This is a genomic window from Paenibacillus terrae (assembly GCF_005217525.1).
Classification (GTDB): domain Bacteria; phylum Bacillota; class Bacilli; order Paenibacillales; family Paenibacillaceae; genus Paenibacillus; species Paenibacillus terrae_C.
In genome coordinates, this window is the sequence record NZ_PNXQ01000016.1 from 369,145 (window position 1) to 380,213 (window position 11,069).

The window sequence follows — 11,069 nt, forward strand, 5'->3', positions numbered from 1 at the left end:
TTGGTTATGTAGCCGATCATTTAAAGCTACTGGGGGATAAAACCCGCTTGGCCATGCTTTCCCTTCTAAGAGAAAGAGAATGGTGTGTTTGCGAATTTGTAGATATCTTCGATATGTCGCAGCCTGCCATTAGCCAACATTTGAGAAAATTAAAGTCGCAAGGGATCGTAAAAGAAGAAAGACGAAGTCAGTGGGTATACTATTCTTTAAACGTAGACGACAAGCCCCATATTCAAGCTGTGCTTGAGTGTATGCCGGATTCTAAGCAAATATTAAAATGGATGAATAAAGAGGAACCCATAGCATCTTGTGGACCGGATTCCCCAGCTTGCTCCTCCTAAAGGTTGTTCAGTTTATCTCCTTGCGGGGATAAATGTTCCAATATATAAGTATATGTTTATAAGGTGATGGGTAAAAAAGGGGAGGGATTAGCAGAACGAGAGGATGGAGAACTAGAGATATCATGGGTAATGGAGGTTTTGAACATTGGTTTTGTTGGCATGCATTATATTTTTAGCCACTTTAGTGCTGGTCATCTGGCAGCCTAAAAATCTGTCTATTGGCTGGTCAGCCTGCGGTGGAGCCGTACTTGCTCTACTGGTAGGTGTCGTCGATTTGCATGATGTTTGGGAAGTTACTCAGATTGTCTGGAATGCAACTCTGGCGTTTGTGGCCATCATTCTGATTTCGTTAGTGCTTGATAAAATCGGCTTCTTCGAATGGGCGGCGCTTCATATGGCACGAGCTGCGCAGGGAAGCGGAACCCGGATGTTTGTTTACGTGAGCATTCTTGGCGCCGTTGTGGCTGCTTTTTTTGCGAATGACGGAGCGGCCCTAATTTTGACACCGATTGTACTAGCGATGGTTCGGGCACTGAAATTGGATGAGAAAATGATTTTTCCTTTTATCATAGCGAGCGGATTTATTGCCGACACGACATCGCTTCCGCTTGTGGTCAGCAACCTGGTGAATATTGTATCAGCCGATTTTTTTGGGATCACCTTTATGGAATATGCGAGTCGCATGATCGTCCCTAATTTGTTTTCCTTAGCAGCTAGTATAGGGGTACTGTATCTTTTTTTCCGCAAAAGGATTCCAAAAACGTTTGATGCGGCACAATTAATAACGCCTGCAGAAGCGATTAAAGATCCAAAGATGTTCCGCATGTCCTGGATCGTTCTCGCGATTCTGCTGGTTGGCTACTTTGCATGCGAATTTTTTAACATTCCCGTTTCCGTGGTAGCCGGCATTATTGCAATCTTTTTCTTATTGATGGCGAGAAGAAGCCCTGCGGTACCCATGAAAGAAGTCATCAAGGGCGCTCCATGGGCCATCGTATTTTTCTCCATCGGGATGTATGTTGTGGTGTATGGCCTGCGTAATGCCGGTTTGACGGATCTGCTGGCTCATGTGATTCAAGCAGCTGCCGATCAAGGTATGTTTGTGGCCACCATGGGCATGGGTTTTATCGCGGCGGTTATCTCGTCAGTGATGAATAACATGCCTACGGTCATGATTGATGCGCTTGCCATTGATGCCACTCATACAACCGGTATGGTCAAAGAGGCATTGATATACGCTAATGTGATTGGATCGGATTTAGGACCGAAAATAACCCCGATTGGTTCATTAGCCACATTGTTGTGGCTACATGTGCTCAGCTCAAAAAACGTGAAAATTTCTTGGGGAACTTATTTTAAAACAGGCATTGTTTTAACGATTCCTACACTCTTTATTACCCTGTTGGGCTTATATCTGTGGTTAGCTATTTCATAATAGAACATTAAAGGAGACGTTTATGATGGAAAAAAAGACAATTTACTTTTTGTGCACTGGTAATTCTTGTCGGAGTCAAATGGCAGAAGGATGGGCCAAAAAATACTTGGGAGACCGTTGGAATGTGTACAGTGCGGGCATTGAAGCGCATGGTCTTAATCCTAAAGCGGTGCAAGCGATGAGTGAAGTAGGCATCGATATTTCAGGTCAAACCTCGGATATCATTGATCCTGTCTTGCTGAACAGCGCCGATTTAGTTGTGACCTTGTGCGGGGATGCTGCGGATAAATGCCCCATCACACCTCCACAAGTTCGCCGTGAGCATTGGGGATTTGATGATCCGGCCAAAGCAGAGGGAACGGAAGAAGAAAAGTGGGCCGTCTTCCAGCGGGTTCGGAATCAGGTGGGAGAACGCATTAAACAATTTGAGGAAACCGGCGAGTAATAGAGTCCAGCCGGGAGCCATCCCGGCTTATTTTCTAAAAAGAGTGCAAGGAAGGAGATCTTATGTATGAAATCCATCGAGATCTATGATCCAGCTATGTGCTGCTCCTCAGGCGTATGTGGGCCCGGTGTTGACCCTGAATTAATTCGCACGTCCTCAGTCGTTCATAACTTGCAAAAGCAAGAAGTGAGCGTATCTAGATATAATCTGGCCAGTGAGCCAGATGCCTTTGTATCGAATGTCATAGTCAGACAATTATTGACCGATGAAGGACCGGAGGTCCTACCTGTTATTGTTGTAGACGGACAAGTGGTTAAGAAGCAAAGCTATCCTACCAATGAAGAATGGGAGCAGTGGACAGGAATCGCTGTTTCGGAACTGACCGCCAAGCCCCGGATACGCTTGGAGATAAAGACGAAATCACAATAAAGGAAAGAAGGGCTAATATGTTTATCCCGTTCGATCCATACATGATCTTGCGTACACCGTATCTGTTCTTTACAGGCAAGGGAGGAGTCGGCAAGACGTCAACAGCATGTGCAGCAGCCGTAGTACTGGCTGACTCTGGCAAACGTGTCCTGCTTGTGAGCACCGACCCTGCCTCCAATTTGCAGGACGTTTTTGATATGAAGCTGTCCAATCATCCAGTCTCCATTGAGGGAGTGCCTAATCTGGATGTAGCCAATCTGGACCCTGAAACCGCTGCGGCAGAATATAAGGCTAAGGTTGTCAATCCTTACCGAGGCGTTCTGCCAGAAGCAGTGATTCAAACCATGGAGGAGCAGCTATCTGGTGCCTGTACGGTGGAGATTGCTGCCTTTGATGAATTCACCTCTTTGCTGACAAACAAAGAGATAAGAGCGAAGTACGATCATATCCTGTTCGATACCGCACCTACGGGTCATACGCTACGGCTGCTTCAATTGCCTTCGGCCTGGAGCGGGTTCCTAGAGGAGAGCACTCACGGCGCCTCTTGTCTTGGACCGCTGGCTGGTCTGGAATCCAAGCAGGCTTTGTATGGAGAGGCGGTTCAAACGCTGTCAGATGGAGAACAAACCACACTTATTTTGGTCACCCGTCCGGAAGCCTCTCCTTTAGTGGAAGCAGGACGTGCATCATCGGAACTCAGAGGAACGGGGATTGCGAATCAACTGCTCGTCATTAACGGCGTATTGACCGACTATTCCGTTGAAGATAGGGTAGCAGTAGCTTTTTGTAACAGGCAGGCGCAGGCGCTCGAACAAATGCCTAAAGAACTACAAGAGCTTCCGAGTTACTCCATCCCTCTTGCTCCGTTTAACGTGACCGGGATTGAGCATTTGCGCGAGTTTTTCCAATCATCCCCTTCAGGTACGGCTGTTGCCGCTATGGCTTCCCCAGATCAGAAACTTGCGATGGTCCCACTGGACATCTTAATTCAGGATCTGGAGGCAGATAACATCCGGGTCATCTTCACCATGGGCAAAGGGGGCGTAGGGAAGTCTACGGTCGCATCTGCCATTGCGGTTGGGCTGGCTGAACGGGGACACCGTGTCCATCTGAGCACGACAGATCCGGCCGCTCATTTGGAGTATGTTCTCGGTGAAGCCACTGGACGAATCTCGCTTAGCCGGGTAGATCCGAAGCTGGAACTGGAGAGATACCAGGCGCAGGTGATGAGCGAGAATGCGGATGCTCTGGATGAGGAAGGGATAGCCTTCCTGGAAGAAGATTTGCGTTCACCTTGTACAGAAGAAATTGCCGTATTTAGGGCATTTGCTGATCTAGTAGAACGCGCCGAAGAAGAGATCGTAGTGATTGATACGGCTCCGACCGGACACACACTGTTACTGCTGGATGCGACAGAGGAGTATCACAAGGAAATCTCCCGTTCTTCCGGTGTCATTCCGGCCTCTGTGCAGCATCTGCTACCTCGGCTGCGTGATCCCAAGGAGACGAGTGTCGTTATTGTAACACTGGCGGAGGCAACGCCAGTGCATGAAGCGTCACGGTTGGAGAGCGATCTGGACCGGGCAGGGATTCCAGTCAAGTGGTGGACGATCAATCAAAGCTTCGCGGCTGCTGGAACGATAGATCCAGTCCTGAACGGACGGGCTCAAGCGGAGCTGGAATGGATCAACCGCGTGAACCAAATGTCAGATGCACATGCCGTTATTATTCCCTGGATACCCCATGAGATTACAGGATATGAACAGCTCAAAGCCCTCGGAGAAGCAAATTTGGAATAGATACCGGAGGTACTAAAATGACAATTACCGATGAAGCGAGAGAGTTTATTGAAAAGATGATGAAGGAAGCTGGAGTGTTTACCTTGCGTATTGAATATGCCGGAGCAGGCTGCTGTGGGCCCAGCTACCAGTTGTCCCTTGAGAAGCCACAAGAGAACGATGCGGTAAGTCTAGTCAATGAGGTCGAGGTAGCGGTTGACCCGCAGGTGGCTGACCAGGTTAGTGGACTTACCCTTGGATACATCCAAGATGAGCAAGGTGCAGGACTAACGATGAGTGGCGGCAGCAGTTGCTGTTAAGCTGATAGAAGGAGAATGAACATGTCGAATTATCACACGCTTGTTGAGAATAAAGTATACATTGGCGGAGAGAGTGCATTGCTCGAAGCTCTTCGGGAGGAAGAAATCTCAGATGTTTTTGATCTGAGAGATAACGGTACAGAGGCAGAGGGCTTTCCGTCAAAGGTAACGCGGCATCACTATCCGATCGTGGAGGATGAGACTGGTCAGGAGGCTTCTGTGCAAGCCGCTATTCAGGCTGTTAAAGAAGCGGTGAACAGCGGGAAGACTGTGTATTTCCATTGTGCCGGTGGACGGAATCGTACAGGAACCGTAGCAACTGGAGTGTTACTTGAGCTGGGTTTGGCTACCACAGTGGAAGAGGCGGAAGCCTTGGCCAAAGAAAAACGTCCGGATATCAATATTAAGCAAGAAATGCGTGATGTATTGAAGGGATTTTATCCATCCAAGTAATTTAATCTATACAGTAAAGGGACTATTTCCTATGGGAGATAGTCCTTATTTTTTATTAAGAAGTTATTGGTTATGATATCTTTTTTTATCCCAAAGGAGCTGTTCTAACTCAATAGGTTTTTATACTTAACAAATTCTTTAAGTAAAAAAGTACCTCTATATGTCACTGTGTCTAAATTGTTTTCTATTTGGTTACACTGAATTTAAAATAATAGGAGGTGATTGGGATTAATCATAATGAATTATATAAATTACATATTCAACTTCTTGAGGTTTATGAAAAAAGCCGAAATGGTTCCCGTTTGTTCCAAAAGGAAATTCATTTCTACAATCGTCAACTGGGTCTCTTTAGCGAGAATATTGTTCAAAAGATTTTTGTTCTAAACCAATTAATTAAAATCTATGAGAAAGATAGAGAATTTCAGATTAAAGGATGCTCAGATGCTTATTATGCCAAAACTTATAAAGATACTGAAACAAAGTAGATTAAAATTACAATATTGCTTTTAAAATGAATTGCGTTGTTTTTCATTTAATGATATAGAATGTAAATATAGGCTATTGAGAAAGATGTAATAGCCAATTAGCGAGCTTATTTCGAGCTAATAATAGGAGCTGATTTTAGCTTAAGGTTGCATAAGGTAAATTATAATATGATTCGAAATCAGCTATTATTTCATTAACACACACCTCATGGTCAGGCAAACTGAGCAATGAGGTTTTTTTGTTTTAAACTGAGAATAAATAAAGTGAGGTACCCTATGACTCAATCATATGCTAAGCCATCACATATTGAAAATTGGATAAAGCAGGGTAAGGGACAAGGTATAGGAGAAAATTATAAACCTTGGTTTACAGCAAGGCAGGTTTCTTCCATGGGGAGAACCCATAATGTAACTGGAATAAAAACGGGAAGAGAGCACCTGCTGCTATCTGACCTAGAATGGTATTATTTTTACTTACTTGAATGGTCTAATGTTATTCAAGGATTTAGAGAACAGTACCCCCTTTTACCTATTGAAGAAACGATCGAAATTGCAGATCAGCTAGGAGTTGATCATCCGATAGAACCTAGGAAAAAAGAGCTGAAAGTGATTACAACTGACTTTGTAATTGATAAGGATGGCATACCTCATGCAGTAGTGAACATTAAACCGTCCAACAAAATCACTGTACGTGAAGTTGAGAAGATGGAGATTGAAAGATTGTACTGGGAAAAGAGACAGGTGGAGTGGAGTCTGGTTACAGAAAAAGACATTCCGACTACTTACGCAATGAACATACGGTACGTGCATAAAGCCCATCATTTAAGCCTACACCATATCTCCAGTAAACAAGTGACTAAGGCAAGGTTACTAATGGAGCCACTTTTAATAAAAAAAAGCGACAAGTTAACAGACATTACTGACTTTGTTGATGATACATTGGGATTTTCGCCTGGCAATAGTTTGGTGATAGTCAGACATTTAATTACTACAAAAAAATGGGCTATCAACATGAATGTGAAAATAGATCCCAATCGCCCTTTGGAGCTGCGAAGCATAAATGAAAAATCCCTTGGCAATCAAGGAGGGATTCGACATGTCGACTGAAATCTATTTGAACACGGTTTTAGCCCTTTGGGATGGGGGAAATAAAGAGGAAGATTTAGTCGAACCTATTCTTTATCGTGTTTTATGGGTGCAGCAAACTGAAGATATCGTGGTTATGATTGATACCAAGCAGGAAGAGAAGGGCCATGCACCAATTCCAGAGTTTTTTTCATATTTAGCATTACAAACGGATATAGAAGACAGGCAGATACAAGTTACTTCATTAGTCGTTCCTAAAGTCAATTTAGCAGATACCCAAATTAGTGAGAAGGATTTAAAAATTCGAGATGAACGATGGGAATATATCCGTCGTTTAGTCCAAAAAGAAAACATCCCTCATATCTTCAATAAAAAAATGAGGGGCAAACTAATGACGGAACTTCATCATCAGACCGGAGTTTCAAAAGCATGGATGTGGCACAATTTAAGAAGGTACTGGCAGCGCGGAATGGTTGAAAATACTTTACTTCCTGACTTTAATCGTTGCGGAGGAAGGGGCAAAGAACGCGCAGGGACAGGGAGAAAGTTGGGCCGACCCAATGCAGAGAGTCGACTGGATGAAGATCTAGAAGGCATTAATATTACGGAAGAAATAAAACGTTATTTTCGAATATCTATTACAAAATGGTACAACAAGCGAGAGAAGCGAACTTTGTTAGAAGTGTATGAGCTGATGCTGGAACGCTTCTTTCTTGATGGATACGAACTTGTAGAAGGAAAACAGGTGGCTATTCTTAAGCCTAGACATTTACGTCCTACTTTTAGGCAATTTCAATATTTTTTCTACAAAGAAAATGATGTAAAGGAAACTTATTTAAAACGTGAAGGGCAAAGAAGGTTTAACATTAGGTACAGAGAAACAGAGGGACATTTAAAATACAGGGATTTCGGGCCTGGATCAGCGTATCAGATCGATTCTACGGTAGCCGATATTTATGTTGTGAGTCGGCTTAACCGGAAGTGGGTTATTGGTAGACCCGTAATTTATATGGTAACCGATGCTTTTAGCTCCCTAATAACAGGACTTTATGTTGGTCTGGAAGGTCCAAGTTGGGTTGGGGCTATGCTTGCTTTAGAAAATGCTGGATCAAATAAGGTGAATTACTGTAAACAATTTGACATTGATATATCGGAAGAAGAATGGCCTGCAATGGGGTTACCTGAGATTCTAACGACGGATCGGGGCACTGAATATACCAGTCAATATCCTAAACATCTGAAAAAGACTTTAAATGTGGAATTAGAACCGCTTCCTCCGTTTCGTCCAGATTGGAAACCAATTGTCGAGAAGACCTTTGATTTAATTCAGGGGTTGTATGTGAAATGGATACCCGGTGCCGTTATCGAAAGAGAAAAAGAAAGGGGGGAGACAGACTACCGTTCCAAAGCTGTATTGGATCTATATGAATTTGAAACGATTCTTATTGAGTGCGTACGTTACCATAACAAGCGTTATTTGCCCTCCTATGAGCGGTCGCCCGCAATGGTCGAAGACGAGCTCAAACTGGATTGTCAACAGTAAATCAGACAGCTTTTTTAAGGGCTGCATGGCGATACTGAACAGGTGTCATGTATCCCAGTGTTCCGTGAATTCGATGCTTGTTAAACCAGTTGACGTAATCGTCTAATTCCAATTCCAGATGACGAAGGCTTTGGAATCTCATCTGGTGGATGAACTCCGTTTTCATGACTTTGTAAGTGGCTTCAGCCACGGCATTGTCATAGGGACAGCCTCTCATGCTCAGAGATCGGCCGATTTCAAATGTCTTCAGAAGCTCGTCCATCCTTTGATTTTTAAATTCACTACCGCGGTCCGTATGAAACCACTGAATGTGACGCAGATCACCCTGTACCGTAGCAAAGGCGCGTGAAATCAGAGCAGCGTCCTTATGTGGACCTGCACTATGACCAATAATCTCTCGATTGAACAGGTCGATGAGCACGCAAACGTAATGCCACTTGTTTTGGACTTTCACATACGTCAGATCGCTGACGACAAAGCGTTTGACTTCTGTCTGCTCAAACTCGCGATCCAGCACATTCGTTGTTGTCGCTTCATTACAAGCCGTTTTATGGGGCTTATACTGGGCTACGGTATAAGTGGAAACTAGGCCTTGCTCTTTCATGATCCGGCCAATGCGGCGTCTGGACACGATGAAGCCTTGTTCCTGGAGCTTAACTTTGATCTTTCGCGTGCCGTAGGCTTTTCGATTCTTGTGGAAAATCTCCACAATCGCTTCCGTGAGTTTATCTTCTTTTAGTTGTTCTTTCGCTTCGTAATAGAATGAACTTCTTGCCATTTGCAGGACGTCACACATTGCTGATATCGAGTATTTATCACGGTTGTTCTGGATGATAGCTACTTTCGTCCCATGATCAGCGCTGCTTGCTTTAAAATATCGTTCTCCATCCGCAAACGCTGAACTTCTTTCCTTAGAGCATTCAATTCATTTTCTTCGGGTGAACGATTGTCCTTCTCCTTGAAGGAGCCTGTGGTCTTGGTTTGCTTGATCCAACGGTCTAAAGCGGAGGCTGTGAGGTCATATTCCTCCACAATGGCTGCTCTAGGTTTTCCGTTTTCATAGAGCTGCACCATTTGTTTTTTGAATTCTGCTGTAAAGGTACGTCGTTGTTGTTTTGGCATTGTAGAGTTCCGCTCCTTAACTTGATAGATTTATTCTACAAGCCCTTATTTTTTCTGTCCAACTTAGTGTAGACGATCCATTTATGTAGACCAGGATGATGAAGGAAAAGGAACCTTGGAGAGAAGACGAAAAGAAAGTTTCTTTTGGTACAAAAATCTTATTGCAAATAATGGATTATAAATATAAACAAAAGAGAGGTATTCCGGGTTGGTCAAGACCCCATTTTATAGATACTGAAAAAAAACCCCTAGGCTATAAGCCGCTTCCGGTACTCTACCGGGGGCAGTTTGTTTAGCCTTCGTTGTGGCCGATGTTGGTTATAAAATCGAATGTAATCTTCAATTTTCCTTTGCCCTCATCCATATTTCGGATATCATAAGGATAGAGTCCTTCCGTTTTGAGATGCGAGAAGAAGCTCTCCATGGAGGCATTGTCATAACAATTGCCTCGGCGAGACATGCTGATTCGGGCGCTAACCTTTGGCAGCATGTCGTGGTATGCATGGGACGTGTACTGGAATCCCTGATCGCTGTGAACGATCAGTCCGGTCATGTCTTTTTGCTGAGTCCACGCCTGCTGAAAGGTTCGGAGAACCAGTTCATTGTCGTTCCGGGTGCTCATTTGATAAGCGATAATTTCGTTATATTGAACAAATCCTTCACGGCTGAGAGATAGAGCCACTTCTCGCCTACACGATATTGTGTAATGTCTGTTACCCATTTTGGGTTGGGAGCATCCGCCTTGAAATCCCGTTTCAATATATTTTTTGTCACCCGACCTCCTTCAGAAGAAACATAATTACAACGATGCTTTCGGCGGATTCTCGAACGAATTCCTAGATCCTGCATGATTCTGAGTACCTTCTTATGATTCATCCAAACCCCATGATCTTGTAGCAGGAACAGTTGAATTCGGCTATAACCCAAGACTCCGTTATACCGTTCATACACCTTCTGAATGAGTTCTTTCGCGGCCTGATCCCGTTCTACTCCTTTACGTTTCAAGAAAGCGTAATATCCACTTTTGGAGACAGCAAAGAGTTTGCAGAGGTCGCTAACGGCGTAATCTTTTGCGGCGCTCTCAATGCTTCTATATTTAGACGTTTTACCTCCTGCATCCAGATTTCCAAACACTTTTTAGCATTTCATTTTCCCGTTTGAGCTTTTGAATATATCTATCCTGATCGATATGTTCTTTACGACGCCCCCGTTGATCCAGTAGCCCAAATTCCCCTAGCTCTCGGTAGCTCTTCATCCATTTCTTTACTCGCCCGTGGTCTTGAATCTCAAAATGCTCCGTAATGTTCCGATAAGTCCATCTTTCCTCCACATGTAAACGAATGGCCTCTTTTTTGGTTTCACCCGAGTAAGTTTTAAACCTCTGTCCTTTAATCGCCATAAAAATACACCCCCTAGAATTTCATCGGACTAACCAGGGGGGTTATCCAATGTCTATTCTAAGGGGTGCACTTCACTACAGGGCTGGTTTTGTACTACGGGCTAATTGCTCGTGTATTTTACCCAATCGTATTCGGCGTATAGCGGATTCGTTCCGTTATATGGACCTAGCCAGTCGTCAACACCAGTGCCATTCCATAAATTCATCATAATCTTGCCTGGCGTGCTCGGTAT

General features: G+C 44.1%; 14 protein-coding genes and 3 pseudogenes. 11 read left to right on the top strand and 6 right to left on the bottom strand.

What is annotated here, in order from left to right; all coding sequences use genetic code 11:
* The 10 genes from C1I60_RS19260 to C1I60_RS19305 form a co-directional block, all read left to right on the top strand.
* Positions 1-341 (top strand): ArsR/SmtB family transcription factor (locus C1I60_RS19260; protein ID WP_137063851.1); only part of this gene is annotated, 341 nt, incomplete at its 5' end.
* Positions 342-486: 145 nt separating this feature from the next.
* The gene (locus C1I60_RS19265) at positions 487-1,776 is read left to right on the top strand and encodes an arsenic transporter (RefSeq protein WP_137063177.1); all 1,290 of its coding nucleotides are present in this window, start codon (positions 487-489) and stop codon (positions 1,774-1,776) included.
* Positions 1,777-1,801: 25 nt separating this feature from the next.
* Positions 1,802-2,221: an arsenate reductase (thioredoxin) gene (gene arsC, locus C1I60_RS19270; protein WP_137063178.1), complete on the top strand. Its 420-nt coding sequence runs from the start codon at positions 1,802-1,804 to the stop codon at positions 2,219-2,221.
* Between the two features lie 66 nt (positions 2,222-2,287).
* A complete protein-coding gene (gene arsD, locus C1I60_RS19275) occupies positions 2,288-2,650 on the top strand; it encodes an arsenite efflux transporter metallochaperone ArsD (RefSeq protein ID WP_137063179.1) in 363 nt (120 codons plus the stop codon).
* A gap of 17 nt (positions 2,651-2,667) precedes the next feature.
* Positions 2,668-4,449, top strand: a complete 1,782-nt coding sequence (gene arsA, locus C1I60_RS19280) for an arsenical pump-driving ATPase (protein ID WP_137063180.1) — start codon at positions 2,668-2,670, stop codon at positions 4,447-4,449.
* Positions 4,450-4,466: 17 nt separating this feature from the next.
* On the top strand, positions 4,467-4,748 hold the full coding sequence (locus C1I60_RS19285; RefSeq protein WP_137063181.1) for an iron-sulfur cluster biosynthesis family protein: 282 nt from the start codon (positions 4,467-4,469) through the stop codon (positions 4,746-4,748).
* 21 nt (positions 4,749-4,769) lie between these two features.
* Positions 4,770-5,201 (top strand): protein-tyrosine phosphatase family protein, encoded by a 432-nt coding sequence (locus C1I60_RS19290; RefSeq protein WP_137063182.1) that lies wholly within the window; start codon positions 4,770-4,772, stop codon positions 5,199-5,201.
* Between the two features lie 218 nt (positions 5,202-5,419).
* On the top strand, positions 5,420-5,686 hold the full coding sequence (locus C1I60_RS24925) for a hypothetical protein (RefSeq protein ID WP_137063183.1): 267 nt from the start codon (positions 5,420-5,422) through the stop codon (positions 5,684-5,686).
* A gap of 276 nt (positions 5,687-5,962) precedes the next feature.
* Positions 5,963-6,793 (top strand): TnsA endonuclease N-terminal domain-containing protein, encoded by an 831-nt coding sequence (locus C1I60_RS19300; protein ID WP_170970850.1) that lies wholly within the window; start codon positions 5,963-5,965, stop codon positions 6,791-6,793.
* Positions 6,783-8,315 carry a TnsB C-terminal domain-containing protein gene (locus C1I60_RS19305; RefSeq protein ID WP_170970851.1) on the top strand — a complete coding sequence of 511 codons (1,533 nt, stop codon included), beginning with the start codon at positions 6,783-6,785 and terminating at the stop codon, positions 8,313-8,315. Before C1I60_RS19300 ends, C1I60_RS19305 begins: the two co-directional genes overlap by 11 nt.
* Position 8,316: 1 nt before the next feature.
* Here C1I60_RS19305 and C1I60_RS19310 read toward each other — a convergent pair.
* Positions 8,317-9,437, bottom strand: a protein-coding gene (locus tag C1I60_RS19310) for an IS3 family transposase (RefSeq protein WP_137063186.1) whose coding sequence is annotated in 2 segments (ribosomal slippage) — positions 8,317-9,188 and positions 9,188-9,437 — 1,122 coding nt in all. Because the reading frame shifts where the segments join, the coding sequence is not laid out codon by codon here.
* A 79-nt stretch (positions 9,438-9,516) separates the two neighbouring features.
* Between C1I60_RS19310 and C1I60_RS25845 the strand changes: the two are divergent.
* Positions 9,517-9,618 (top strand): annotated as a pseudogene (locus tag C1I60_RS25845) (hypothetical protein); the annotation flags it as partial.
* Positions 9,619-9,685: 67 nt separating this feature from the next.
* Here the strand turns inward: C1I60_RS25845 and C1I60_RS26360 are convergent.
* The 5 genes and pseudogenes from C1I60_RS26360 to C1I60_RS25850 form a co-directional block, all read right to left on the bottom strand.
* A complete protein-coding gene (locus tag C1I60_RS26360; RefSeq protein ID WP_137063852.1) occupies positions 9,686-9,781 on the bottom strand; it encodes an IS3 family transposase in 96 nt (31 codons plus the stop codon).
* A 155-nt stretch (positions 9,782-9,936) separates the two neighbouring features.
* Positions 9,937-10,158 (bottom strand): annotated as a pseudogene (locus C1I60_RS26365) (hypothetical protein); the annotation flags it as partial.
* Entirely contained in the window at positions 10,056-10,442 is a 387-nt protein-coding gene (locus C1I60_RS19330) for an IS3 family transposase (protein WP_170970853.1), read from the bottom strand. The pseudogene C1I60_RS26365 and the gene C1I60_RS19330, both read right to left, overlap by 103 nt.
* A 100-nt stretch (positions 10,443-10,542) precedes the next feature.
* Positions 10,543-10,836 carry a helix-turn-helix domain-containing protein gene (locus C1I60_RS19335; protein WP_137063189.1) on the bottom strand — a complete coding sequence of 98 codons (294 nt, stop codon included), beginning with the start codon at positions 10,834-10,836 and terminating at the stop codon, positions 10,543-10,545.
* A gap of 101 nt (positions 10,837-10,937) precedes the next feature.
* Positions 10,938-11,069, bottom strand: a pseudogene (locus C1I60_RS25850) (beta-glucanase); the annotation flags it as partial.